Raw genomic sequence first — 24748 nt, 5'->3', positions numbered from 1 at the left:
TATGCGACATGGTCCAACGCCTATCTCCTTCTCTCACACCAGAACGGCTGTTCTTGGCCGATAATAGCCCTTCCCATGCCGGCTGTGAAGGTCCGTTTCCGCTGCTTATGTGTCATTGGGTGTAACGCAAGCACAAGGGATGCCCGTAGGCGCCAGGATGAAACTTTATTGTCCACCATCACAGGGTCGGCAAAGGCGGTGGGGCTACTCAGGATGATACTTCGTGAAACGTGGAAATTGTTCAAAACGTAGAATCAATGGGATACGGCTGATCCAGGATGATACTTTTTTGTCCGTTAACAGGCGGGGGTGTGGCATTCTTGATCGCTACCAGCATTGGACAGCCTAAACTCTAACGCCTGGTGAGAATGCTCACGAGTGCGACAGTCGGCGCGCTACTGATGAGGGCGACGGAGATTTCCCAAGGCCAGTGCAGGAATGCACCGTAGATCCCGAAGCCCAAAGAAACAGCGTAGATCACGGTGAAAATCGCAAGTACTGGCCACATGAGCCGCCGCCGCATGGCTGCGTTCTCCAGTTCAATAGTGTCCTTCAGGCGTTGCTTAGACAACCCTGAAGATATCGGACAGGGCGCCTGCTGCTGAGCGCCATAAGGGATCCAGCGTGGGGATGGATGCAGGGTTCTCGCCGCGTAGCACACATGCTGCCCTCGCCAACCATACTGCATCCTTGAGGAGATATCGCCGCGCTAGAAAAGCACTCAAACCTGAGCTGCTAAACTTGTTACGGCTCAACAGCGCCGAATCCACCAAATAATCCAAACGAACCGCGAGGTGTGCATTATTAGGTACGGCATTCGCATAGATCGCTTTCGCGTTCCGCTCCAAGGTTCTTGCCACCCAAACTATCGCCCAAGAATGCCCCACCAATTCAACGATGGCTTTCATAAGCCGCTCGGTCTTGGTTAGGTATTCGATGCTGTTGTCATGCAGTTGAGTAGCCATGCCGAGAGTATAGTACGGATTCAACGGCCCACTCAATGTATTAGATGGGAGGGGCGGCACCGTTTCGCCCTCGTCTGGTCCACGAAAAACTTTTCTGGCCTGACCACCATGGATTTCCTTCTGGGCTAGGCAGGTTTTCTTGACCAGGATGGCCCACCCTGTCGATAACGCGGATCTGCTTGACCAGGGTGGGCCATCCTAAGCGCTGTTATCTGATATAGGTTCGTGTGCCACAGGCTTTTGTTCATCTGAGACGATCAATCCAGAGCGCTGCCTGTACCATGTCCTCCGACTAATATTCTGCTGCTCCCATGGGGCGGCTTCAGTGATAGATCCCGCGCGGCGCACTACACCGCTGCGCCTGCCCCTTTCCGCCTGCAATTCTGACGTATGGGTGCGCTGGATAAGCTCTTGCAGACCACCTGGGGTAATATGGGTCCACGTCCACTTGCTGATGCTTTTGGCAGTAGCCTTCACTTCGGAGAATGGCAGCGGGGCCTGGAATTGCCCGTTAATGCTCTCTAGACGCTCCAGGACAACTTTTGCCCAGCGATCGAACCCATTGGGTGCCCAATGCTCCCGAATTGCCTGGTAGGCCCAAACTCGGCCATCATCAAACATGGTGACATTCCTGCCCAAGCCGTGAGCCTCTTTCACCGTTGCGCGGTATGCCTTGGCATTTGCCGCGCTCAAGTCCAAATATGCAGCCAGATCCCCCAGGGAATACCTGTGATCATGCAAATTCCACGTCTCCCAACTGCCGTGCAAAGGATTTTTAGTGATGAGCCCGGCAAATCCAGGATCGGCATCCAGTTGCCTGCACAGAGATCCTTCGATGGCCGAGAGGTATCTCAAAGGCTTTAGCTTGGCGGCGCTGGTACGGCAAACTCCCGCCGAGAGGAAATACAGAGCGTGGGCGTGGCCATTTTTAGGGTTAAGGACAACGCGATTAGGTAGTGGCGCCCGGCGCTTCTCGAAATAAGCACGGTCTACTTGGCGGTCAATGTCCTGCGCCAAAGTCCAGACCATATGCCAGGAGTTGTACTGTAAATAGCGGTACGCCAATGCAGTCCGGGCCGGTCTGATGCTCAACCCGGCACCTAGGTCATTCGTACACCACGGCTTGTATGGCAGGTGATCCGTGAAAGGCCTGTGATCATGATCCTGCGTAATCGACCGCTGTGCCTGAGAAGCCAGTTTTTCCTTTCTGGGATGCCTTACGGACAGATTGGCATTAAGCCTTTCCAGCTCAGTTTGTAGTGCCAACCGCTGATGTTCATCCTCACAATTCTTCAGGGCACGTCGAACATTTTCACGTGTCAAAGCATTGTTGCGTTTGAGAATGGAAACCCAATCTTTTGAAAGCTCAGATGCCATGGTCCACCCCCGCGACGGTTAGCCGTGGGGTTCGGCCTACGTCGGGGGGTGGTTCACATAAACTCGCAAGGAATTGTCTTAGTCCAATAGTGCCGCGCTTTGCGTTGCCATTCACGATTTGTCTGATTCTACGCGTCGTTTTTCCAGTGTTCTCAGCAATTTTTTTTGTTGGCAATCCCAACAAAAGAAGGCTTAATACTTCCCTGTATTTGCCGGTATATTGCTGCATGGCAAAATCGCGTTTTCTGTTTATCCGCTCCGAAACAGCGGCATTAAATTCCGCCGTTTCAAGGCATTCCTGCTCTGAAGCCCCGCGAATCAGTTGAATATTGGCCGCTTTTTTATTGCGGCGTTTACGTTTTCTGGGAGTATTTGGCAGATCCGGGAGCCGCGGTCCGGGCTCTGAAACAGCGCGCCGGGTGTCGTATTTTTCCCTGCCATCTTCGTTTTCAGGGCATGTAAAAAGTGGCTGAGCCAATGAATCAGGGTCTGGGATATCCTCATCCCAACCCTGGTGTTGTGACAACCAGGTATCGGCTTCTGCCTGCCTCTTCTGCTGGGCGTGCTGGGCGGCGCGGTTCATTGCGCACCGCCTTTGACTGCCGTCAACGCAATTCTTGGGCGGCCTGCTTTGCGCTTGGGCGCCGCGACCGGTGCGGGTGTAGAGGTATGCTTTGGGCGGTTATTCAGCCATTCCTGAACGGATTCTGGGGTCCACCGGGGACCGCGGGCGCCGGGAATGCTGATCGCTTTCGGGAGTAAATGAGGTGTCTTCGAGTAAAGATTTTGAAGAGTGTGCTTACTTATGCAAAGAAGAGCGGCCAGCGCGCTTTGATCGTAGAGATGGAAAGAGGAGGACGGGCGGCGCTCCGGGTCTGGGTCACTATCGCCATCATCATTGCCGTCACCAGATTTCGCCGATGACCTGGTGCCATCTCCAGCGCGCCTTCCTAGCCTTCCTGCCGAAGCTTTTTTGGGAGAGCGTGAGAGCACAGCTTCCAGATTAAGCTTGGAAACCTCTTTATAGATGCGAGTTGCCCGCAGCGCAGCTTGCCGTTGCAAGTAATCCAGTTGCGCACGGGTCAATGCATCGTTGCGAAGCGCTTCCAGAGCGTCCTCATGGTACTGGTACCTGTCCCTGCTGCCGTCAGGGGCGGCAAGAGAAGATGGCCTCCGTATGGCTGTGGTGCGCTTTGGGGTAATTCGGCCCGATAGAAGCAGGCGTTCAAGGGATTCTTTGGTCAAGGCTGCCATTTTGTGTCTCCATATTTTCTGTGTTTAGACCGCTTCGCCTTCTAGGTCTGGGCGGGGTAACCCCCCGCCCAACAGAGGAGACAAAGCGCCAAGGGAGCTACCCCGGCAACTCAAATTATACATGCCATGCCCAGGGCAAACAATACTTTCTTCAATAAATTCAACATAGTAGTGCATAACGCCACGTTACATACGTTAACGATATTTATGGGCTGGACGTGAGCCAGATTCACGGCGTCTGTCAAAACCCATTGAAAGTTTACTGTGAGTTGATAAAAGCGCTGGTCGCTCATGAAAATAAGTCCTGACAAATGGAATGAGTCTAAGGGCTTGGGGTTTGATTTGATGGGCGTCACTGTGACAGGGTGGCGAGCTAAGTAGTTGATACCGGCGCCACCCTGGCGCCATACTGAAAATGGGAACGGCAGGGAATATCAGGGAATGGCGATGCATGAAATATGGCGTAACACATTGCAACTTCTTAAGTTATTTTTGTAACGCGTTGATGCGGAAAGGATTAAAAATGGGCGGTTTCGGCCTCCGAAGCCGAAGGTCACTGGTTCGACTCCAGTACTGCGCACCATAATAAGTTAAAGGTCTGGGTATCGTGCCTGGGTTTTTTGGTTGCCATCCTGCTTAAACGCTCTACTGAGGTCAATTTTAGACGCTTTTGTGCAACGCATTGTTAGCCGCTAAAATGTAATGACCCTGTCACTATCGGTGACCCAATCCGCTAATTCTGGCATCGTGGACTTTTCCGCGCCCTCAAAATAGGGATGATTCTTGTAGATGCCACAACGGGTCATACACGTTCCACACACCTTGACCAAAGCGCCTTGTGCAATGAGTTCCTTGAGCATCTTGGACAAATCCTGGTCGTATCCTTCTGGCGGTTTGCAGACATCACGAGCCATGTCGACGGAATCATTCATCAGGAACACTCTTACTTCTTGGCCCGCTTCCAAGAGTTTTCCGGCAAGACGCAAACCATTCCAACTCACGTCAGTGTTGTCATAGGGCTCACGGTTGAAAATTATCAGCACTTTCATGTGGTTTCCTTTCATTTTCGGGGCCATTGGATGTAAAAACCACAGCCTTGATCGGTGGATATCCACTCACGTCCGTATCACACACAAATAAAAGTATTAACACATATTAACATTCATAAAACAAATGCGGCAACTCAATTGGAGGGCGGTATGCTCAACAAGGATCGAATGTCTCCTGACCACCTTGCCCATTCCGCTGTCTGGTAGCTCAGTGCGCAGATACTATAGGTCTTGGATCCTTGATCGAAGTCAAGGATTATCCTGACCGCGACAGGCACCATTTACGGACGCACACCACAACTTCAGGAGACGCCCATTATGTTTTGCTATCAATGCGAACAAACCACACGTACCCCCGCCGGAATAGGCTGTACCAGCGAGCCGGGAACGTGCGGCAAGGATGAGGCCACAGCCGATCTGCAGGACATTCTCACGCACCTTATTAAGGGCGTTGCCCAGTATGCGCGCCGGGCGCGGGCGGTGGGTGTTGCCGACAGACAGACGGACGACTTCATTTTTTATGGCCTTTTCACCACGTTAACCAACGTGAACTTCACTGCTACACGTTTTGTCCACCTGATCCAGGAGGCCACCAAAAGGCGTGAGCGAATCAAATTATTGTACGAGGAAGCGGCGCGAGAACAGGGCACGGCTCCCGAAATCCTGTCCGGTCCAGCCACCTTTCAACCCGCCGATAGCCTGGAACAACTGCTGCGTCAAGCCCCTGGCGTCGCCATAAACGCCAACGTAGAGCATCTCGGATCAGATGTGATCGGTGCTCGCGCCCTCATCATTTACGGCATGAAAGGCGTAGCCGCTTATGCTCAACACGCCCGCGTCCTGGGTTATCAGAGTGACGAGGTCGATGCCCAGGCTGAGGAAATCCTGGATTACTTGGCAAGTAATCCAACGGACCTCGATGAAATGTTGGAAGAATCATTGGCAGTTGGTCGTTTGAACCTGAAGGTGATGGAGTTGCTTGACGTTGCCAACACCGAGACCTTTGGAGCGCAGGAAATTACCTCTGTGCGCATCTCCCCGATCAAAGGGAAGGCCATCCTGGTCAGCGGTCACGATCTCCATGATCTGAAGCAAATCCTGGAGCAGACCAAGGATCAGGGAATACATGTTTACACCCATGGAGAGATGTTGCCAGCCAACGCCTATCCCACGCTCAAGGCATACCCTCATCTGGCAGGGAATCTAGGGGGCGCATGGCAGGAGCAACAGCGCGAATTTGCAGATTTCCCTGGGCCCATCGTCATGACTTCCAACTGTATCATCGAACCAGGCAGAAGTTATAAGAATCGCATTTTTACCCTTGGCCCAGTGGGGTGGCCGGGTGTCCGTCATATTGACAATGGGGATTTCACCCCCGTTATCCAGGCTGCCAAGGCCTTGCCGGGATTTGCCGCCGATGCGGAAGATCAACGGATCACCATCGGTTTTGGACATCACACCCTCTTGGGTGTGGCTGGCAAAATCGTAGATGCGGTAAAATCCGGAGACATTCGCCACTTCTTCCTCGTCGGTGGATGCGATGGTGTTTCTCCGGCGCGCAACTACTTCACGGAGGTGGCGGACAATGCCCCCGCCGACTCGGTAGTAATGACCTTGGGTTGCGGTAAGTATCGATTCAATAGGCATGAGTTCGGAGATATTGGCGGCATCCCCCGCCTGCTGGATATAGGCCAATGCAATGATGCCCACTCCGCCATCCGGGTAGCGGGTGCCCTGGCCGAGGCGTTCAATTGTGGGGTCAATGACCTGCCGTTGTCGATCATGCTCTCCTGGTTTGAACAAAAAGCTACAGCCATTCACCTTTCCCTGCTGGCTTTGGGTATCAAGGGGATCAAGCTGGGGCCAACCCTACCTGCCTATCTCACACCAACTTTGGTGCAGAAGCTCCAATCACGTTTCGATCTTGATCTCGATCTTATTGGCGAGGCGCAAGCGGATTTGCAGGCGGCCCTGACGCATACGGCATAACACAATGGATCGCTGCTTCGTTCTGCAACGGACGAAGCAGCATAAGGATGAGCACATCATGACCAATTACGATATCACTATCCATACCCGTGATAGGCAACGGGTGTCCTTCGCCTGTTCTGAGGCGGAAGATTTACTCTCCGCTGCGGACCGGGAAAGTATCCTGCTTCCTTCCCAATGCCGGAAGGGAACTTGCGGAGCCTGCGTGGCCACTGTCACCGCAGGTGCTTATCGCCTGGGGGAAGTGAGTATGGAAGCCCTGCCAGAAAATGCGCAGGCACGAGGCGATGTACTTCTGTGCCGTACCTATCCGCGAGCGGATCTGATTCTGGAGGCGCCTTATGACTACAACTACATCCGCTTTGAGCGCATTCCGGAGCGCGAGGCCGAAGTGATAGAAGTCACTATGGTGGCTACGGGTACGCGACGACTGTTGTTACGCCTGCAACCCGATGCGCAAGGGGGAGCTGCGGAATTCGAAGCAGGGCAATTTATGGAAATCCAGGTTCCTGGCAGCGATGCGCGTCGCGCCTATTCTTTAGCCAACAACACCAACTGGAATGGCGACCTGGAATTTTTCATCACGCTGCGGCCAGGTGGTGCCTTCTCTACCTATCTGGAATCCGCCTTGGTGGGCGACCGCCTGAACCTACGTGGACCACTTGGAACCTTTACCCTGAGAGAAAACGGTCTGCGGCCACGTTGGTTCGTTGGTGGCGGGACAGGTCTCGTGCCGTTACTGTCGATGCTGCGACGCATGGCAGATTGGGGAGAAATGCTTCCTGCGCGTCTGTACTTCGGCGCGAGATATGAAGACGAACTCTTCTGTCAGGAGGAAATCCGCGAGATTCAGGATAAACTTCCCCAATTGCAGGTTAAGATATGCCTTTCACGTCCTGGCAATCAATGGGCGGATTATCGGGGCAGCGTAATGGATGCCTTGCGCGATGACCTGGGTAGCCTAGCGGTCTTACCGGACCTGTATGTTTGCGGATCAACGCGACTGGTCCAGGGCGTAACGGAATTAGCTCTGGGCCAAGGGTTGCCGGACTCCTGTTTGCAGTTCGAACGGTTTTTGTCTGCATAGTGCAGTGTCTATGCCTCGGAATTCCAGGTGACGTGATTGTCCGCAGCGAAATGTTTTTGCTCCATGGAGATTTCCTAGCGCCAAAAACTTACATAAAACCTTACCATATCTGTCGCCTCCACATGGTGGGGTACATCAGGTGGTATCCAGGCGGGACGCTCGGGGCTTAATGACCAGTTACGTCCGCTGCCGTCATCCAGGCAGTAACGCAGCCGACCCTCTAGGACCACGATGCGTCCCCAAACCCCAGCCTTGGTGTGATGATCGTGCAATAAACCGGCGGGTATATGCTCCCTATCGAACTCGGGTGTGCGTTTGTATTCTTCCAAGGGTGCGGTTGGCTCTGGCAAAGATGTCTCAGCAGAATGCTCGCCGGTATCCAGATAAATGCGCTTATCCCGCACCTTGCCCCACGCTTCGGCGTCTGCCAGTGCCGGTTTTTTCTGAATGATCACAGGCCATGTTTTAGCGAGCTGTGTATTGAGTTCCGGATACTCTTCCATGCCATTCGGCAGGTCCGCGTCCTGGTAAATTGCATCGACCGGGCACTCGGCCACACACAAGGTACAATCAATACACTCCAGAGGATCTATGACTAAAAAATTGGGGCCCTCATGGAAACAATCTACTGGACACACCGTCACACAGTCGGTGTACTTGCAGAGAATGCAGGATTCCGTCACTACATGCGTCATGCTTGCTCCTCTGTGCGGCGTACCCGCCGCGGCCAATGATCATGAATGCTGAACACGAGGTGCAGTAGCCATAAAAACAGCAGAATCTCCGCGATGGTGCGATGCCAGGGGAGGAATCCGCCATGATTCTGCCATAACAGGATGCCGATACACGCAGTGATGCTGGCAAAAATGAGGAAAAGGCCTTCCACCGGGGCATCAAGGCCATCACGAAGTGATTTGGACGCCCCAGCCTCCCGGTGTAACTGCCGATGCAGTTGATGCCGAGATTCCACGGAGAGCAGAAAAATGCGCGCAGCCGTCTGCCGCCCCGGCGTACTGCTCAGCAACCAAACCCATTCCCCCGCGAGAAAGCCTGCTGCAGTCAGGCCATCGGCGATATGAAATGCATAAATCGAGGTATCTCCCATGGCGAGCAAGAAACCGGAGATTAATTGCAAGGTAACCGTCAGTACCGAACCCAACAACACGAACAGCGCCCAGCGCGCCCGGCAGGACGTAGCCATTTTATTGTGCCTGACGTCGCCGCGCCATGGTCGCGCCTATGCTCGCCCGCTTTCCCGTATCCAGCATGCCTTCGGCGATGGGGAATATTTCTTCATTCTCCATGGTCACATGGGCGCGATTCATGCCGATAAAAGGCTCCAGCCCGAGAGCGTGCATACGTCCCGCTTCCACCACAGCCAGGTCTTGATCCAGCCGTTGCCACTGTTCCTCCAGCTGACGATGCTGCGCCGCCAGATTTTTCACCGAGGTACGCAGAACGGCCGGAAACTCCGGCTGCTGTAAAAGCCAAGGGAAAAGATCTTCCTCTTCATCGGCGTGATGCTGCGGGGCGGCCAGCAGAAAATAACGGCGTATCCGGGTGGCGGCATGGCGCGCCTCATTATCCGCCCCGCACTGGGTGAGGTGTTCGGCGAGCCGCTCCAAAGTCAGGCAGTGCCCGAGGATGCGCTCATGGCAGGCACGCAGCAGGCCAATCGGGTCATCGAAGGTGGGGGCGGGTTCCCCCAGGAGGTTCATGACGGATCTCCACCTGCCGTATTCACGGTAAAACGTATCCGGATTTCGTGCGGATCACGGACTTCGTAGGCAATGGCGACTTTATCGCCGTAGCGGGTGCGGAGTTGTTCCAAAAGGGGCAACGGATCATGGTCGTTAACAAAAAGCATCGTTTCGCCTGCCGAAAGCGCATCCAGTGCCCCGAAGATGGCGGCATGCCGAAAGCGTTTGGCGATACCGCGCGCGTCGAAGGGATAGACGGCATCGCTGCGTAAGTGCTGATGATGTAGCTGTTCTTTCATGGGAGATATCCTCGAATCGTGAATACGACAGCCCATGGTTGTTCATCTCAGTCAGTTATTCCTTGATCTGCGTCAAGGGCTCATTAAAAGCATTGCTTTGTTCCTCAGATTCTTGCTGATTGACCCCGTTCCAGGCGGAAAACACCGTATAGACTTTACTATACCGTAACAGGTGACTGTGTTCCTGAGTGGGCAGGAGTTCGCCCATGCCATAGGCGCCTAGCGTGGGGAGTTGTGGAAAACGCTCCCGCCAGAGGGCCAAATCACGGTCTTCGCCGCCAAAGAAGGCAACATCCCGCCCGATAGAACTGGAAATCCAGGCGAAGGCCGGAGACGGCGCATTCGTCGCCAGGGCCTCTAAGACCATGCGGGTGTCACGTTCCGCAGAAGGTGGGTCGCGGAGGGTAAGAAACGCACGGGATCCCTCCTCCAGAGCCCGCTCCAGCCAGAGCCCGCTACGATTGATATCGGTAGCCCGGATATGCAGCAGGTCGGGTGGCGTATCTGGATGGGTGTCCATCCTGACTTCGCCGATGAGTAAACGCTCCAGGGGCAGGCGAGCCTCCTGGCGGATACTGAAGGGGATGTTCTGGGCCAGCATGGGTAAGGCCAGATAACGCTCCAGTTGCAACAGCAGGTTGCCTTCCTGACGGGTAACCGGAAGTATTGCGCTCAAGGGCCGCAGCCCTGCCGACCAGGCAGAGTGCTGCGCAGATATTCCCCGAAAACACAGTTCTACAGGTTCGCGTCGGGCGCTGGCATGCAGCCAGAAGCACCCGGTACGACTGCTCACGCTGCCGAAACCGGCGGACTGGCCAAGCCAGTGCGGCGTCGTCTGATCCGGACGCGCCCAGCGCAGACGTGGCATGCCCGGCTCCTGACTGCTGCGGCTGAGCCCCAGGGGTGAGGCGAGCAGCAGCACGGCGCAAGCGGGATCCCCCAGTGCCTGACCGGCGTCGGTGAAAACGCCGGGGAAAGTCGCTACTGCGATCTGCAGGCACGCCAACTGCCGCATCTGTGCCTGCAACATGGATGGATGCACAGGGGACAGCGGAGGGCTGAATAGAAAGAGGGCGGCGGTAATGGTCTGCCCGTGTAGCTTGTGGTGGGCCTCTTCGACCGCCTGCGCCAGCAGTCGCTCAGGATGCCGGGCACCCATGGCGAAGCCGGTGCTGGCTAGGATGACTTTGCTTCCCACTGATTTTTGTCCGGCCATTCGCAACACTGGAAAAGCCGACAGTGGCCACAGCGCGGCCGCTTGGCCATGCAGGTATAGCGACCATGGAGGATCAGGAGATGATGTGCATCCTGCACATATTCGGCGGGTACTGCAGCGAGCAAGGCCTGTTCGACAGCCAGAGGGGTTTTGCCGGGAGCAATACCTATCCGGTTGCCGACCCGGAAGATATGGGTATCTACCGCAATGGTGGGTTGCCCAAAATGGGTGTTGAGGACGACATTGGCGGTTTTCCGCCCGACACCGGGGAGCGCTTCCAGGGCCTCCCGATCTGCGGGCACCGCACCGCCATGCAAGGCCAGCAGTTGTTGGGCCAGGGCATGCACATGACGGGCTTTGGCGTTAAACAGCCCCAGACGACGGATATGGGCCTTAATGCCGTCCTCACCGAGCGCTACCATGGCGTCTGGAGTGGGTGCTGTTGCAAAGAGTGTCTGAGTACAGGTGTTGACGACCTTGTCTGTACTTTGCGCGGAGAGCACTACGGCGACCAGAAGCTGAAAAGGGGAGCCGTAGTTCAGCTCTGTTTTGGGGTTGGGAATGGCGGCACGCAATGCCGCAAAGCAGCGATGAATTTGATCTGGATCTATGATGTGCTACCCACGGAAGCAGAGGATGGTGCCGGGAGATATGCTGCATGCGGTGCCGGAGCTCGGGTCTGTGACCTGACCCGACACCGTTACCGCAGATTCAGACGTGACGATAACGACCAATCTCCGGCGCTTCCGGTCGGGGATGGTTTGCCGCGACGGCATTGGCGGCGGCGATCCATTCTTCATGGTCGTGTTCCAGGGCGTGGAGCATGTCGTGGTCCAGCTTGGGCAGGATGCTCCCCTTGATGGTTTCGCCGAGGTCCAGCATGCGCGTGGCAACCGCGTAGCCGTGCAGATGGAAATCATGGTCAGCATGGGTGCCAAAATGGTCGCTGCTGAAGAGTACGCCTTTGGCGGCTTTCAGATCGGCATCATTCATGACGTAGTCTTTCGTCCACCGGTACCACTCTTCAAAATATTTCTCTTGCGCTTCAAGGCTCCAGTCGTGAGCCTCAAAAAAGGCGAAGACCGAAACGCGGTTGGCCTTGCCAGAAAAAGGAAAGTGACCTGACATTATACGACTCCTCCTGCATGTGGGTGTAAAAGCCTTTGAGGCATTGTAGCCGTTTATGGTTGCAGCGCAACGCAAAAGCTTTTTTATAGGGGATAATGATCTCCAATGACCGGGCAATCTACCAGCAAGCCCCGCGCCCGCAGCACCTTGGCGATGCCTTCCCGGCCATTATCCTCGCCATGGACGAGAATGGTGCGCGTCGGTTTTTGATCGCCGTACCAAGCGAGGAGTTCGTCATGGTCGGCATGGGCCGAGAAGCCGCCGATGGTATAAATTTTGGCGGCGACGTGAATCTCCTCACCAAATATCCGCACGGTTTTGGCGCCGTCGATGATGCGCCGCGCCAGCGTCCCCTGGGCGGCGTAGCCGACAAAGATAACGCTGCAGTCTGCGCGCCAGATGTTGTGTTTGAGATGATGGGTGACCCGGCCGCCAGTCGCCATGCCCGATCCGGCCATAATCAGGGCGCCGCCCTTGATCAGGTTGATGCCCATGGATTCGTTGGTTTCGCGGGTGAAGTGGAGGTTGCGCAGGGCGAAGGGGTCGGCGCCCTGTTGCAGACCTGCACGGGTATCGGGGTTGAAGCACTCCGGGTGACGACGAAAAATCTCCGTGGCGGAAATGGCCATGGGCGAATCGAGAAAGACCGGCAGGTTGGCGGGGAGCTGATTATTGCGCATCATCTCGCGCAGGTAATACAGTAAATCCTGGGCGCGCTCCAGGGCAAAGGTGGGGATGATGGCATTGCCGCCGCGTTTCAGGGTATCGAGGATGGCATCGCGCAGCTCGTCCACCGAGGGCCTGATGGCTTTGTGCAGGCGGTCGCCGTAGGTGCTTTCCATGACGATGACATCCGCCTGTGGTGCGGGGGTGGGTGGGTTGATGATGGGCTTACCGCGATTGCCCAGATCACCGGAGTAGACGATGCGCTGCTGCTTGCCCGCTTCACTGGCTTCTACCAGTATCCAGGCGGAACCGAGAATATGACCGGCGTCTCCGAAGGTCACACTGACGCCGGGGCAGACCGCTATTTTCTGCGCATAATCCGCGGTGCGTCCAAAGCGATCCATAGTATCGAGGACGTCGGTGAGGTCATAAATGGGCGCGGATTCTGTTCCACCCTGACGCTGGTGACGTCGGTTGGAGCGTCGCGCCTCTTCTGCCGCAAGGCCTGCTGCATCCATGAGCACCAGTCGCGCCAGCTCACGGGTGGCTGCCGTGGTGATGATCTCGCCGCGAAAGCCACGTTTCACCAGTAAAGGAATGCGCCCACAGTGATCGAGATGGGCATGGGTCAGCAGCAGATAGTCGATATCTTTGGCGTCAAAGCCGAATTCGGTGCGATTTTCTTCTTCCAGGTCGTGTCCGCCCTGAAACATGCCGCAGTCGATGAGCAACTTTTTATCGCCAACGCTCAGCAAATGACAGGACCCGGTGACCCCCCCGGCGGCGCCATAAAATTGCATTTCCATATGCTTCTCCCCCTGGGTTTCGCTTGTTTCCCGGATCTGCTGCGCTTTCCAATCCCAAGTATAGCGGATCAGCGGCTAGCGGAGGAGGTTAGTGACCGTCCGCGCGCCGCGCCAGCACCGCGTGATAAAGTTGGAGATAAGCACGTGCCGATTGCTGCCAGCTATAGTCGCCCGCCATGGCCTGATCTTGCAGTTGTGACCATAGCGCTGGCTGACGGAACAGCGCTTCCGCGCGCAGCACAGTATCACGCAGGGCATCGCTGTGCGGGCGGTCAAAAACAAATCCGTTGCGTTGTAGTGGATGGCGGAAATCGTCGGCATCGGTGACCGTGTCGGCCAGTCCGCCCGTGCGGTGAACGATGGGCAAGGTGCCGTAGCGCAGGCTGTACATCTGGTTCAGGCCACAGGGCTCGAAGCGGGAGGGCATGAGAAAGGCATCTGCGCCTGCTTCGATGCGATGGGATAGCCCTTCGTCAAAGGCGATGCGCGCTGCCATCTGGGTCGGATGCGCTGCGGCCATCTCCAGCAGTTGCCGCTCAAAAGATTTATCGCCACTGCCTAATACCACCACCTGCATGCCGTGGCGTAACAGATCAGGGAGAATATCCAGTACCATATCCGTCCCCTTCTGCTCCACCAGGCGGCTGATCATGCCGAGGAGGAATACCTCGGGATCGGGGTAGAGGCCGAGACTGCTCTGCAGTTGCGCTTTACACTGCGTCTTGCCGAGTCGATCTTGTAGCGAATAATGTGCGGGCAGATAAGGGTCCGCGCCGGGATTCCAGTGGATAGCATCAATACCATTGAGAATGCCCGACAAATGCCCAGATCGGGTTTGGAGCAGCCCATCCAGTCCCATACCGAAGGTGCTCGTCTGAATCTCCTCGGCATAGGTGGGGCTGACGGTGGTGAGCTGGTCGCTATAAGCCAGACCTGCTTTCATGAAGGAAAAGGCCCCGTAGAGTTCTGTCCCGAGCCAGTGAAAATCCGCTGCGGGCAAGTGCAGAGGCGCCATAGCGGCGGGCGCGAAGCAACCCTGATAGGCCAGATTATGAATGGTGAAAAGGACGGCGGGTCGCGCTGCGCCGATCCGTGCCTCGAGATCGAGTAGGTAGGGTATCAGTCCGGTTTGCCAGTCATTGGCATGGACGATGTCTGGACACCAATGAAGCCCTGCTACACGTCCTTGGGCGATTTCGACAGCTACCCGGTTGAGCAGGGCAAAGCGTCGGTCATTGTCTGGCCAGTCTTCGCCTTGAGTATCCTGGTAAGGACCGCCGTCACGCTCATAATAGGCAGGATAACGGAGGAAAAGCACCTGTGGTCGCTCCGCCAGCGACCACAGCTCGGCCGTTTCACCCGTATAGGGCACGTTGACGGCACAACACCAACGCATATCACTCATGGCCGGGCGCCCATAGTAAGGCACCAAAACGCGAACATCGACGCCCAGTTGCCTTAACGCCAGGGGCAAAGCCCCGCCGACATCCGCGAGGCCACCCGTTTTGGAGTAGGGTACCATCTCCGAGAATACAAAAAGTGTTCGTAACATAGGGCGTGTGTTCTTCTTTGTTTGAGTGTTGTTGTTAATATAACACAAAAGCGGCGCGTGCTTCACGAGCGCCTGCGCTGAGCAAATTTTGAATGATGCGCCAGTGTCGCCTATCATCGGCGGTTGGAAAATCCCACAATGCGGTTCAGGAGTGACATGCATGGAATGGTGCGAGCGTTTTAAGGAGTTTCGGGACCGGCAGCGCTGCGTGGTATATTTCCCCAATTTGCATGAAGGCGAAGATGCTGAAGCTTACGCCATTTTTCTCGCGCTGATGCGGGTGAAAATGGGCATTATGGTGCTGGCGCCGGATCGGGAAGAACGCTACGAACCCGTTTATCGGGAGGCGCTGAAATACCATCTGCAGACCATCCGTCATAGTCGTTTGCTCACCAGCTTGGTGCCCCTCAAAACCCGCGTCTATTTTGTGGAAACGGCGGAACTGCGCGATGCTTTCTACGGCTGCGTGGATTTTTGTGTGCCGGGTGGCACTCTGGCAGGCGGTGCCGTGGATCTCGCCAAAGCCATCGCGGATGGTTGTCCCCTCATCCTCGGTCCGAAAATGCCGGATAACGCGGTACGTCAGGGCTTGTTAGCCGCTGGCGCTGCAGTATGGGCGCAGGATAATGCGGAGATTGTCGACCTGGCGAAGGCCTGGCTGAGCGATCCGGCAGCGGCTAAGGCAGCAGCGGGGAAGGCAAAGGTGTGGTGGGCCAGGCACGCGGCTTAGTACCCGTATTTCTGCCCCGCGCGTCTGGTCTGGCCAGCGTTCACTGGCCGCAAAAAAGCCCCGAACCGGCGAGGTCCGGGGCTTTTTTGCGGGGGACTGAAAAATCAGGCCTGCTGCTTCAGCGCCTTCAGGAAGGTAGCGGCGAAGCGCATGGCGAATTTCAGCACGAACTGGGTGTCCTGGGCGAAGAATATCTTAATCAAACCGAAGATCCCGCCACCCTTGTTGCTCTCGTCTTTCATCTCGGTCCTGGTCTGCTCCAGCGCCTTCATCGTCTTGTTCACGCCGCTGGCGAAGACTTCGTCGGAGGGGATCATGGGGACGATTTGCGTCATGATCATGTTCAGCTTGCCGATCAGGCCAGCCTTCTGCAGGCTACCCACCAGCGCGAAGACGTCGGGCAGCATGTCCACTAGGTGAGCATCATGCAGGCCCTGAACAATTTCCTTGATCCGTGCGTTGATGCTTTCCGCGTCGCCCTGTACAGCCTTGGCACCGATCTGCGCGATTTCCAGCCAGGCCAAGGCACCCTGGCTAATGGTGCTGCCGATGTGGCGGATAGTACCGTCATGCCAGAATTCGCCGACCATGTCCGCAGCAGTGCCGAAGGCAATGCTGAGGTCGTCGCGCGGTATGATCAGTTTTTCCAGGTGGATGCCTTTGTCCGCAAGCGCCTTGGCAGCCGCCTGCAGTGAGTCGCCGGCGGCTTCCGCCATGCCCAGCAGGCTACCAACACGATCAGCCAGGCTGTCAGAGCTACCCTGCGCCAGCGCCTTGGCACGCATTGCGATTTTCAGCCACTTTTCGGCTTCTTCCGCGAGGTCGTCCAGCTTTTCCGGCAGGTCTATGTCGCTGAGGATGTTGCGGACCGCGCCCACGCCATCTTTACCCGCCTGGATGAAGAAGCCCGCGCTGGCGGCATAGCCGACGAGGTGTTCCACCTGGTCCAGCAAGCCTTCTACCCGCTGCGCGAGATCTTCAGCGTTGCCCCGTGCCAGAGTCTTAACCCGCAGCGCGATGTGCATCCAACGGCTACCACCGGCACCAATAGTGGCGAGCGTGCTGCTCATCTCCGCGCCTTCCAGCACCTCCGGTATGGTATCGCGCAGGGTGCCGATGGCGATGTTCATCTGTCCGCCGAGGATTTCCGCCATGTCGAGCATGCCGCTCAGACGCGCCTGCAGGTTGGGGGCGTCACCCTGAATGAGGCGCTGGGCCCGCTTGGCCATCTGAATCCACTGGTCGGCCATTTCCTGGATTTCGTCGAGGCGATCCGGCAGGTCGAGCTGGCCGACCATGTTGCCGACGACGCCGATACCCTGCCTGGCGCTATCCATCCAGTATTGTATGCTTGCGGTGGCGCCATGAATTTTCTGCACCATATCTTCCGGATTTTCGCCGATGATGGGGCATTTGAGTTCAGCACTGAGGGCGGCGAGGGAGCTGAAGAAACCGGCGCGCTGCAGGTTGCCAAGTAGTTGCAGGACTTCCTTCAGGGTCTTGTCGAGTTCCGCATTCTGGACGTCGTTCAGCACGTTGCGCAGGCGATCCAGTGGCTCCTCACCGGAGTTGCCCTGAATAAAGGCTTGCAGCGACTCCGAAACGCGCTGTAGTTGTTCCAGATACGGCTTCATGGTCTCCATGAGCTTGTCGGTATCGATGGCCCGCGGCAATTCGTTGAGGATGTCGCGCAGCATCTGCAGCAGGTTCTGTACCTGCAGGGCGGCGTCACCGACTTTACCAAGTCCTTCCCACTGACGTTCATTGAGGGTGCTTACTGCTGCTGACGATACTGCATTCGCGTTGGCCATGATGCGCTGATCTCCCGCTGAAAAGAATGTCGCGATAAGTGCTTTTGATTAAGCCAGGTTAGGCTTCCAGGACCTGCCCTATTTACCACAAAGGGCCTCTCTTTCCTACCCGTGCCGGTCTGGCCTATGATCTTCCGGTATATTCTGACAGGCTAATCATTATGCTTTATGGCAGTAAACGAGAAACATATCGACAGGTCTTTCTGGACAGTTGGCGGGCCTATCAGGAGGGCCGTCCGTTGGAAGGGGTGCAGACGCGGATTGTCGCCGTCATTCTCCGCCATCCGGAATATCATGGCCTGCTGGCCGATGCGCAGCGCGGGCTGGAGCAGGACTTTCCGCCCGAGCAGGGACGGAGTAACCCCTACATGCACATGTCCCTGCATGTGGCCCTGGAAGAAATCTTGGCATTAGGAGAGCCTGCGGGTATCGTGGACCTCTTCGACAGCGCGCGCCGCAAGCTGAGTGAAAACGACGCTGAACATCTTTTCGTGGATTGTCTGGGAGAGATGATGTGGCAGGCGCAACGCGCAGGACGCGCCCCCGAACTGACGGCGTTGTTGTCTTGTGTACGCCGTGGTCTGGGTTTACCGGAGATGGCGGGCTGAACGGTGGCGCCACTCAAACATTACTCGGATGGGAGAATGGCAGCATGGTGAAGGGCGTAAATCAGGCAGCGACGGGTGCAGAGCAGATACACTGGCGCCTCGGGGATCTGTATGCCGGGGTGGGCGACCCGCGCCTGACCGAGGACATGCGCTGGGCGGACAACGCCGCGACGCGCTTCGCAGAGGTCTATCGTCCCGGTCTGGGTGGTCTGGACGCGGCGCAACTAGCGGCGGCCATGGCGCAGTTGGAAGCCATCCGCCAGCGCATCGGTCGGGTGGGTACCTTTCGTTACCTTAGTTACGTGACCCATGCCGATCAGCCGGCGTATGGTGCCGCTCTGCAGGCCTACGAGGAGGCGGCCACGGCCATTCAGAATCAACTGATCTTCTTCGATATCGCCTGGAATGCCGTTGAGGATAGCCGGGCAGAAAGCCTACTGGCAGATCCAGCACTAGCGCATTGGGCGCACCTGCTGCGCAACTGGCGGAGGTATCGTGACCACCTGCGTAGCGAGAGTGAGGAGCAAATTCTGTCGGAAAAGCGAGTGACTGGGCGGGCGCTCTGGGAGCGGCTTTTTGATGAGACATTGACGGAGATGCGCTTTCCCCTGCGCGGCAAGCAGCTGACCGAGCAGGAGGTGTTGACCCTGTTGTCCGATCCCGACCGGGAGTTGCGTCGGGATGCGGCCGAATCCCTCAGCAAGGGGCTGGAAGGGCGCTTGCATACTCTCACTACCTGTTTCAATGCCGTCCTCGCCGATAAAGCTCTGGACGACCGTCTGCACCGTTATCCCCACTGGCTGAGTGACCGCAATCTGAGCAATGAAATCTCCGACAAAATGGTCAAGGCGCTGGAACATGCAGTAGTCGGATGCTATGGGCTGGTGGCCCGCTATTACCGGCTCAAGGCTAAATTGCTGAAGGTCTCACCGTTGATGGATTATGACCGCTATGCGCCATTGCCAGGCGACGAACGCCGCTACGACTGGACGGAGTGTCAGCGCATCGTGCTGGCGGCGGTGACGGATTTTTCGCCGGAACTGGGGGCCATCGGCCAGCGCTTCTTCGCCGAGGGCTGGATTGACGCCGCGCTGGTGCCGGGCAAGCGGGGTGGGGCCTTCGCCCATCCGGTGACCCCCGATGTGCATCCCTATCTCATGGTCAACTACACCGGCACGGTGCGGGATGTGATGACGGTGGCCCACGAACTGGGGCACGGTATCCACCAGTATCTCGCCCGCGAACAAGGCTATATGAACGCGGATACCCCTCTGACCACGGCGGAGACGGCTTCGGTTTTCGGCGAGATGCTGACTTTCGGACAGCTGATGCGCGAGGAGCAGGACCCCCGGCGGCGGCTGGGCCTGCTCTGTGGCAAAATCGAGGATACCTTTGCCACGGTGTTCCGGCAGATGGCCATGCACCGTTTTGAAGAGGTCATGCACGGCGCGCGCCGTGCCGAGGGCGAACTGAGCAAGGAGCGTCTGGCGGAATTGTGGATGCAAACCCAGACGGAGCAGTTTGCCGACAGTATCCAGTTCAGTCCCGGTTATCGCTGGTGGTGGAGTTATATTCCCCACTTCATTGGTTCGCCGGGCTATGTGTATGCCTATGCCTTTGGCGAATTGCTGACGCTGGCACTGATCCAGCGCTATCGGGCTGCTCCGGCCGACTTCGTGCCTGGTTACATCGCCATGCTGAAACTTGGCGGGAGCAAGGCCCCAGCCGAGGTGGTGGCGACGACCGGCATTGATCTGGAAGACCCGGAAATCTGGTCGCGGGCGCTGGATTATATGGCCGGGATGGTGGATGAGGCCGAAAAACTGGCGGAGGTACGCTGAATATGCGTCAGGAAAAGGACAGCATGGGCGTTATCGAGGTGAACGATGACGCCCTCTGGGGTGCCCAGACGCAACGCTCCCTGCGTTATTTCGCCATCGGCGCTGAGCAGATGCCCCTCCCGGTTATCCACGCCCTGGCACGAATCAAGCGGGCGGCAGCCTCGGTGAACGCCGGGCTGGGCCTGCTGGATTCGACGCTGGCCGAAAAGATCAGTGACGCAGCGGCGGAAGTCATCGCCGGGCGCTGGGATATGCAGTTTCCCCTGCGGGTCTGGCAGACGGGCAGCGGCACCCAGAGCAACATGAACGTCAATGAGGTCATTGCCAACCGGGCTAATGAAATGGCGGGGCAGCTCCGGGGCAGTAAGACGCCGGTACACCCCAATGATCACGTCAATCTGGGTCAGTCTTCCAATGATGTTTTTCCGTCGGCCATGCACATTGCCGCAGCTTTGGCGATGCATCAGGGGCTGCTGCCGGCACTGACGCATCTGGAGGGAGAACTGGAGCGTAAAACCCGGGATTTTGCCCGGCTCATCAAGGTCGGGCGCACCCATCTGATGGATGCGGTGCCGCTGACCCTGGGGCAGGAGTTTTCCGGCTATGTGGCCCAACTGCGGCAGGGCATACACGCACTGGAGCAGACCCTGCCCGGTCTTTATGCCCTGGCGCTGGGCGGGACAGCCGTCGGTACCGGTCTCAACTGTCACCCGGATTTTGCCAGTACCGTGTGCGCGCGGTTACATGCGGAGCTGGGTCTGCCTTTCCGCCCTGCGGCTAATGCGTTTGCCGCCCTGGCGGGACATGAAGCTCTGCAGCAACTGAGCGCGGCGCTCCGTGGCCTGGCTATGTCCCTGATGAAAATTGCCAACGATATCCGCTGGATGGCCTCCGGTCCGCGCGCCGGTCTGGGCGAGTTACATCTCCCGGAAAACGAACCCGGCTCCTCCATCATGCCCGGCAAGGTGAATCCCACTCAGGCCGAGGCTCTGACCATGGTCTGCGTGCATATTTATGGCAATGATGCGGCCATCGCTTTTGCCGCCTCCCAGGGTAATTTTGAGTTGAATGTCTACAAGCCAATGATTGTCTACAATATTCTGCAGTCCATTGTACTGCTGGGCGATGCTGCCCGCTCCTTCAGCGACCACTGTCTGCGCGATTTGCAGCCGGCAGAAGACCAGCTCCGCCAAAATATGGAGGAGTCGCTGATGCTGGTCACGGCCCTGACGCCGGTCATCGGCTACGAGCGCGCCGCCGCCGCCGCCCAGCATGCCCATCGTGAGGGTTGTACCTTGCGTGAAGCAGTGCTCCATCTCGGCCATCTCTCCGCGGAAGAATTCGATAGCTACATGCGCCCGGAACGCATGTTGGGGTTATAGCGCGGTAAAATGCGCTTGACTCCGTAGAGGCGGGAGCGGCGCCATGTTATGCTCCTCCGCAGCTTTTGGCATACGCGAAAGGGGCAATTCATGATTTTGATCCTGCAGGCCGACCTTGGTGAGCAATCACCGATCTTCCAACAACTGCTTACCCATTTGCGCGGCTTCTCCGGTATTCACTTTCGAGTTCATCAGGAACAGGGTGCTGAGCAGCTACTCAGCGAAATCTACCTGATCGGCGACACCAAACAGCTCCGGATAGAAGATATGGAAGCGCTCCCCGGGGTGGAACATGCCATTCGCGTGTCCCGCGAGTACCGGATGCTGGGTCGCCATAGTGATGACCAGCGCAGCAATGGTTTTGAGTACAATGGGGTGCGTTTTTCCCAGGATAATCTGCATGTCTTTGCCGGGCTCTGCGCAGTGGATACGCATGAGCATGTGGAGCAAATGCTGCGTGCCTTGCAGGAAAATGGCCAGGTTTGTACCCGCATGGGGGCCTACAAGCCGCGTACTAGCCCTTACGCCTTTCAGGGACATGGCAAAAGCTGTCTGCCCTGGGTATTTGATCTGGCGGGCAAATACGGCATCCGCGTCATCGCCATGGAGATCCTCCATGAGTCGCACATGGATGAAATTCGTGAGGCGCTGGAAATGACCGGCCATCCGACTGGCGTCATGCTGCAAATCGGTACCCGCAATACCCAGAACTTCGAGTTGCTCAAGGCGGTGGGGCGGCAGCAGGAACTCCCTGTGCTGCTCAAGCGCGGTTTCGGCATCACCCTGGAAGAATCCCTCAATGCCGCCGAATACCTCGCTTCGGAGGGGAATACCAAGGTGGTCTTCGGGCTGCGTGGCATGAAGACGAATCTGGGTGACCCGCACCGCAACTTCGTGGATTTCGCCCAGGTGCCGGTCGTGAAGCGGCTGACGCGGATGCCCGTCTGCATCGATCCATCCCACTCCGTGGGTAGTCGCGATGTGGGTCCGGATGGCATCATGGATGTGTTCCATGTGACCGCGCAGGGCGTGGTGGCCGGTGCCAACATGATTCTGGTGGACTTCCACCCCGACCCCGCCACCGCGCTGGTGGATGGCCCACAGGCGCTACTGTTGAAAGAACTTCCGTGGTTTCTGGAGGATGTACGCCTGGCCCGGGAAGCCTATGAAGAGCGCCGGGTGCTGGCGGCGGCGCAATCCCTTATTTAACCCGCATGCCCGGTTGCGCCCCGCTGTCGGGAGATAACAGGAAGGGGCCGCCTTCAGGGCCGCTGGCGGCCAGTACCATGCCCTCGGACAGGCCGAAACGCATCTTTCTGGGGGCCAGATTGGCGACCATGACCGTCAGGCGCCCGACTAGGCTGGTCGGGTCGTAGGCACTTTTGATGCCGGCAAACACGGAGCGGGTGCCTTCGCCAATATCCAGAGTCAGGTGCAGTAACTTGTCGGCGCCCTCTACGGCCTCTGCCGAGACAATGCGGGCAATGCGCAAATCTACCTTGCTGAAGTCATCCATGCTGATGAAGGGGTTTTCCTCTTTCAGCTCGGCTGGAGCCGTTGGTGACGTTTGGGTCGACGCGGGGCCTTCTGCAGAATTCTGGATCAAAGCATCTACCTGGGTTTTTTCCATGCGTTGTAAAAGATGTGTGTAGGGCTGGATCTGGTGATTGAGAAGCGGCTTGGTCAGGCCCGCCCAGTCCAATTCGCATTGCAGGAACTCCAGCGATTTGCGCGATAGCTCCGGCAGCACGGGGCTGAGCAGGGTGATCAGCACCCGGAAACCGTTCAGGGTGACGCTAGCGACACGGTGCAGCGCCTCGCGTTGGGTCGGGTCTTTGGCCAGGGCCCAGGGCGCATTCCGATCCACGTAGGCGTTGATCTGATCCGCCAGCGCCATGATGTCACGCATGGCCTTGCCGTACTCCCGCCCGGCGTAGGCCTCACCGATGACCTCCTGGGTCTGCAGCAGCTCGTCATAAAAGGCCTGATCGCTGCCCAGAGAAGCGGCCAGTCGGCCCGCAAAACTGCGCTGGATGAAGCCCGCCGCACGGGAGGCCAGATTGACCACCTTGCCGACCAGGTCGCCATTGCCCTTGAGCAGGAAGTCTTCGAGATTGAGATCGATATCTTCCACATGGCTGTTGAGCTTGGTGGCGATATAGTAGCGCAGGAACTCGGGATTCAGGTGCTGGAGATACTGCTCCGCGCTAATGGAGGTGCCCCGCGACTTGCTCATTTTGGCACCATTTACGGTCAGGTGCCCGTGGGCGAATATGCCCGTCGGCAGGCGGTGTCCGGAACCCTTGAGCATGGCCGGCCAGAACAGACCGTGAAAATAAATGATGTCTTTGCCGATGAAATGGTAGATCTCGGCGGTAGATTCGGGACCCCAGTAATCGGCGAAATTGCGGTCATGGGTCGCGCACCAGTGTTTGGTAGCGGCCATGTAGCCGGGCAGGGCGTCCAGCCAGACATAGAAGAACTTGTCGGGGGCGTCGGGGATTGGGATGCCGAAATAGGGCGCGTCGCGGCTGATATCCCAGTCGGCCAGGCCAATGCTGAACCATTCGTCCAGCTTGTGGGCGATTTCTTCCTGCAAGGTACCACTGTGAATCCACTGCTGGAGGAAGTCGCTGAAATCACCGAGCTGAAAAAAGTAGTGCTCCGAGTTGCGGCGCTCGGGTACGGCACCAGAGACGGCGGAAACGGGATTGATGAGGTCGGTGGGGCTATAGGTGGCACCGCAGGCCTCACAACTGTCGCCATACTGATCGGCAGCGCCACAACGCGGACAAGTGCCGCGAATGAAGCGGTCGGGCAGAAAAATACCGGCGACCGCATCGTAGGCCTGTTCGATTTCGCGGACGTTGATGTAATCTGCGGCCCGCAGAGCACGATAGATGCCCTGAGAAATCTCAAAGTTTTCTGACGAGTGGGTGCTGTGGTACAAATCGAAGCGAATACCAAAACCCGTGAAGTCGCGCAAATGATCGCCATGCATGCGGGTGATGAGTTCTTCTGGCGTGATACCCTCGCTTTTGGCACGGAGCATGATCGGCGTGCCATGGGCATCATCGGCGCAGACATAGACGCAGTCGTGGCCGCGCAGGCGCTGGTAGCGGGCCCAGATGTCCGTTTGGGTGTACTCTACGAGATGCCCGAGGTGGATGGGTCCGTTGGCATAGGGGAGTGCGCTGGTAATTAATAGGCGTCTTTTCATAGTACAGATAAATTACAGGGGATAAGCTTTGCAGGCAATGCCGCCCACCTACTGGCAGGCTGCTTTCA

General features: G+C 57.2%; 24 protein-coding genes and 1 tRNA gene. 8 read left to right on the top strand and 17 right to left on the bottom strand.

Annotated elements, in window-relative coordinates; all coding sequences use genetic code 11:
* Positions 1-352: 352 nt before the first annotated feature.
* From H2515_RS13060 to H2515_RS13040, 5 genes are all read right to left on the bottom strand, one after another.
* Positions 353-523, bottom strand: coding sequence for a hypothetical protein (locus H2515_RS13060; RefSeq protein WP_232821393.1), 171 nt, complete (start codon positions 521-523; stop codon positions 353-355).
* 40 nt (positions 524-563) lie between these two features.
* Positions 564-989 (bottom strand): hypothetical protein, encoded by a 426-nt coding sequence (locus tag H2515_RS13055; protein WP_232821392.1) that lies wholly within the window; start codon positions 987-989, stop codon positions 564-566.
* Positions 990-1163: 174 nt separating this feature from the next.
* Complete coding sequence (locus H2515_RS13050; protein ID WP_198660333.1) at positions 1164-2057, bottom strand: replication initiation protein; 894 nt, start codon at positions 2055-2057, stop codon at positions 1164-1166.
* A gap of 274 nt (positions 2058-2331) precedes the next feature.
* Positions 2332-2925, bottom strand: coding sequence for a hypothetical protein (locus tag H2515_RS13045; protein WP_198660332.1), 594 nt, complete (start codon positions 2923-2925; stop codon positions 2332-2334).
* Positions 2922-3596, bottom strand: a complete 675-nt coding sequence (locus H2515_RS13040; protein WP_198660331.1) for a hypothetical protein — start codon at positions 3594-3596, stop codon at positions 2922-2924. The genes H2515_RS13045 and H2515_RS13040 overlap by 4 nt, the downstream gene beginning before the upstream one ends.
* Before the next feature lie 499 nt (positions 3597-4095).
* On the opposite strand from H2515_RS13040, the gene H2515_RS13035 reads away from it, so the two are divergent.
* Positions 4096-4179: transfer RNA gene (locus tag H2515_RS13035), tRNA-Arg, on the top strand.
* Between the two features lie 109 nt (positions 4180-4288).
* On the opposite strand, the gene H2515_RS13030 is transcribed toward H2515_RS13035, so the two are convergent.
* Complete coding sequence (locus H2515_RS13030) at positions 4289-4645, bottom strand: DsrE/DsrF/TusD sulfur relay family protein (protein ID WP_198660330.1); 357 nt, start codon at positions 4643-4645, stop codon at positions 4289-4291.
* A gap of 318 nt (positions 4646-4963) precedes the next feature.
* On the opposite strand from H2515_RS13030, the gene hcp reads away from it, so the two are divergent.
* Together hcp and H2515_RS13020 are read left to right on the top strand one after the other, a co-directional pair.
* Positions 4964-6634 (top strand): hydroxylamine reductase, encoded by a 1671-nt coding sequence (hcp, locus tag H2515_RS13025; RefSeq protein ID WP_198660329.1) that lies wholly within the window; start codon positions 4964-4966, stop codon positions 6632-6634.
* Positions 6635-6692: 58 nt separating this feature from the next.
* Entirely contained in the window at positions 6693-7721 is a 1029-nt protein-coding gene (locus tag H2515_RS13020) for an FAD-binding oxidoreductase (RefSeq protein WP_198660328.1), read from the top strand.
* A gap of 74 nt (positions 7722-7795) precedes the next feature.
* Here the strand turns inward: H2515_RS13020 and fdxA are convergent, their stop codons facing one another.
* The 9 genes from fdxA to glgA form a co-directional block, all read right to left on the bottom strand.
* Positions 7796-8416 carry a ferredoxin FdxA gene (fdxA, locus tag H2515_RS16630; RefSeq protein ID WP_065413155.1) on the bottom strand — a complete coding sequence of 207 codons (621 nt, stop codon included), beginning with the start codon at positions 8414-8416 and terminating at the stop codon, positions 7796-7798.
* The gene (locus H2515_RS13010) at positions 8413-8922 is read right to left on the bottom strand and encodes a hypothetical protein (protein WP_065413154.1); all 510 of its coding nucleotides are present in this window, start codon (positions 8920-8922) and stop codon (positions 8413-8415) included. Before H2515_RS13010 ends, fdxA begins: the two co-directional genes overlap by 4 nt.
* Before the next feature lies 1 nt (position 8923).
* Entirely contained in the window at positions 8924-9439 is a 516-nt protein-coding gene (locus tag H2515_RS13005; RefSeq protein WP_035191923.1) for a hemerythrin domain-containing protein, read from the bottom strand.
* Entirely contained in the window at positions 9436-9720 is a 285-nt protein-coding gene (locus tag H2515_RS13000) for a DUF2249 domain-containing protein (protein WP_035191922.1), read from the bottom strand. Before H2515_RS13000 ends, H2515_RS13005 begins: the two co-directional genes overlap by 4 nt.
* Positions 9721-9775: 55 nt before the next feature.
* Positions 9776-10918 (bottom strand): FIST C-terminal domain-containing protein, encoded by a 1143-nt coding sequence (locus H2515_RS12995; protein ID WP_198660327.1) that lies wholly within the window; start codon positions 10916-10918, stop codon positions 9776-9778.
* The gene (gene nth, locus H2515_RS12990) at positions 10897-11532 is read right to left on the bottom strand and encodes an endonuclease III (RefSeq protein ID WP_269802070.1); all 636 of its coding nucleotides are present in this window, start codon (positions 11530-11532) and stop codon (positions 10897-10899) included. The genes H2515_RS12995 and nth overlap by 22 nt, the downstream gene beginning before the upstream one ends.
* 115 nt (positions 11533-11647) lie before the next feature.
* Positions 11648-12064: a hypothetical protein gene (locus tag H2515_RS12985; RefSeq protein WP_035191920.1), complete on the bottom strand. Its 417-nt coding sequence runs from the start codon at positions 12062-12064 to the stop codon at positions 11648-11650.
* Between the two features lie 83 nt (positions 12065-12147).
* Positions 12148-13536: an MBL fold metallo-hydrolase gene (locus tag H2515_RS12980; protein ID WP_198660326.1), complete on the bottom strand. Its 1389-nt coding sequence runs from the start codon at positions 13534-13536 to the stop codon at positions 12148-12150.
* An 88-nt stretch (positions 13537-13624) separates the two neighbouring features.
* A complete protein-coding gene (gene glgA / locus H2515_RS12975) occupies positions 13625-15088 on the bottom strand; it encodes a glycogen synthase GlgA (RefSeq protein ID WP_014028054.1) in 1464 nt (487 codons plus the stop codon).
* A gap of 160 nt (positions 15089-15248) precedes the next feature.
* On the opposite strand from glgA, the gene H2515_RS12970 reads away from it, so the two are divergent.
* Complete coding sequence (locus H2515_RS12970; RefSeq protein WP_041648445.1) at positions 15249-15818, top strand: hypothetical protein; 570 nt, start codon at positions 15249-15251, stop codon at positions 15816-15818.
* Positions 15819-15922: 104 nt separating this feature from the next.
* On the opposite strand, the gene H2515_RS12965 is transcribed toward H2515_RS12970, so the two are convergent.
* A complete protein-coding gene (locus H2515_RS12965) occupies positions 15923-17629 on the bottom strand; it encodes a hypothetical protein (RefSeq protein WP_198660325.1) in 1707 nt (568 codons plus the stop codon).
* 161 nt (positions 17630-17790) lie between these two features.
* Here H2515_RS12965 and H2515_RS12960 point away from each other — a divergent pair, with 161 nt between their 5' ends.
* The 4 genes from H2515_RS12960 to H2515_RS12945 all read left to right on the top strand — a co-directional run bounded on the left by H2515_RS12960 (position 17791) and on the right by H2515_RS12945 (position 22669).
* Complete coding sequence (locus tag H2515_RS12960; RefSeq protein WP_065414226.1) at positions 17791-18237, top strand: DUF1841 family protein; 447 nt, start codon at positions 17791-17793, stop codon at positions 18235-18237.
* 44 nt (positions 18238-18281) lie between these two features.
* Positions 18282-20078: a M3 family oligoendopeptidase gene (locus H2515_RS12955; protein WP_198660324.1), complete on the top strand. Its 1797-nt coding sequence runs from the start codon at positions 18282-18284 to the stop codon at positions 20076-20078.
* Between the two features lie 2 nt (positions 20079-20080).
* Positions 20081-21460, top strand: a complete 1380-nt coding sequence (fumC, locus tag H2515_RS12950) for a class II fumarate hydratase (RefSeq protein WP_198660323.1) — start codon at positions 20081-20083, stop codon at positions 21458-21460.
* 90 nt (positions 21461-21550) lie between these two features.
* Positions 21551-22669 (top strand): 3-deoxy-7-phosphoheptulonate synthase, encoded by a 1119-nt coding sequence (locus tag H2515_RS12945; protein WP_198660322.1) that lies wholly within the window; start codon positions 21551-21553, stop codon positions 22667-22669.
* Here the strand turns inward: H2515_RS12945 and metG are convergent.
* The gene (gene metG / locus H2515_RS12940; protein ID WP_198660321.1) at positions 22662-24680 is read right to left on the bottom strand and encodes a methionine--tRNA ligase; all 2019 of its coding nucleotides are present in this window, start codon (positions 24678-24680) and stop codon (positions 22662-22664) included. The two genes, H2515_RS12945 and metG, sit on opposite strands and share 8 nt — an antisense overlap.
* Positions 24681-24748: the final 68 nt, after the last annotated feature.

Origin of the sequence: Acidithiobacillus ferrivorans (genome assembly GCF_016250455.1) — a bacterium.
Classification (GTDB): domain Bacteria; phylum Pseudomonadota; class Gammaproteobacteria; order Acidithiobacillales; family Acidithiobacillaceae; genus Acidithiobacillus; species Acidithiobacillus ferrivorans.
This window is presented reverse-complemented; position numbering and strand designations above follow the sequence as displayed.

Excerpts from the sequence above, each read along its gene's own strand:
- H2515_RS12985 (WP_035191920.1), bottom strand. The coding sequence starts at position 12,064 with ATGTCAGGTCACTTTCCTTTTTCTGGCAAGGCCAACCGCGTTTCGGTC.
- H2515_RS12960 (WP_065414226.1), top strand. The coding sequence starts at position 17,791 with ATGCTTTATGGCAGTAAACGAGAAACATATCGACAGGTCTTTCTGGAC.
- hcp (WP_198660329.1), top strand. The coding sequence starts at position 4,964 with ATGTTTTGCTATCAATGCGAACAAACCACACGTACCCCCGCCGGAATA.
- H2515_RS12965 (WP_198660325.1), bottom strand. The coding sequence starts at position 17,629 with ATGGCCAACGCGAATGCAGTATCGTCAGCAGCAGTAAGCACCCTCAAT.
- fumC (WP_198660323.1), top strand. The coding sequence starts at position 20,081 with ATGCGTCAGGAAAAGGACAGCATGGGCGTTATCGAGGTGAACGATGAC.
- H2515_RS13045 (WP_198660332.1), bottom strand. The coding sequence starts at position 2,925 with ATGAACCGCGCCGCCCAGCACGCCCAGCAGAAGAGGCAGGCAGAAGCC.
- metG (WP_198660321.1), bottom strand. The coding sequence starts at position 24,680 with ATGAAAAGACGCCTATTAATTACCAGCGCACTCCCCTATGCCAACGGA.
- H2515_RS13000 (WP_035191922.1), bottom strand. The coding sequence starts at position 9,720 with ATGAAAGAACAGCTACATCATCAGCACTTACGCAGCGATGCCGTCTAT.
- H2515_RS13020 (WP_198660328.1), top strand. The coding sequence starts at position 6,693 with ATGACCAATTACGATATCACTATCCATACCCGTGATAGGCAACGGGTG.
- H2515_RS13030 (WP_198660330.1), bottom strand. The coding sequence starts at position 4,645 with ATGAAAGTGCTGATAATTTTCAACCGTGAGCCCTATGACAACACTGAC.
- H2515_RS12945 (WP_198660322.1), top strand. The coding sequence starts at position 21,551 with ATGATTTTGATCCTGCAGGCCGACCTTGGTGAGCAATCACCGATCTTC.
- H2515_RS12970 (WP_041648445.1), top strand. The coding sequence starts at position 15,249 with ATGGAATGGTGCGAGCGTTTTAAGGAGTTTCGGGACCGGCAGCGCTGC.
- H2515_RS12955 (WP_198660324.1), top strand. The coding sequence starts at position 18,282 with ATGGTGAAGGGCGTAAATCAGGCAGCGACGGGTGCAGAGCAGATACAC.
- H2515_RS13060 (WP_232821393.1), bottom strand. The coding sequence starts at position 523 with ATGCGGCGGCGGCTCATGTGGCCAGTACTTGCGATTTTCACCGTGATC.
- fdxA (WP_065413155.1), bottom strand. The coding sequence starts at position 8,416 with ATGACGCATGTAGTGACGGAATCCTGCATTCTCTGCAAGTACACCGAC.
- H2515_RS13010 (WP_065413154.1), bottom strand. The coding sequence starts at position 8,922 with ATGGCTACGTCCTGCCGGGCGCGCTGGGCGCTGTTCGTGTTGTTGGGT.
- glgA (WP_014028054.1), bottom strand. The coding sequence starts at position 15,088 with ATGTTACGAACACTTTTTGTATTCTCGGAGATGGTACCCTACTCCAAA.
- H2515_RS13040 (WP_198660331.1), bottom strand. The coding sequence starts at position 3,596 with ATGGCAGCCTTGACCAAAGAATCCCTTGAACGCCTGCTTCTATCGGGC.
- H2515_RS12980 (WP_198660326.1), bottom strand. The coding sequence starts at position 13,536 with ATGGAAATGCAATTTTATGGCGCCGCCGGGGGGGTCACCGGGTCCTGT.
- H2515_RS13005 (WP_035191923.1), bottom strand. The coding sequence starts at position 9,439 with ATGAACCTCCTGGGGGAACCCGCCCCCACCTTCGATGACCCGATTGGC.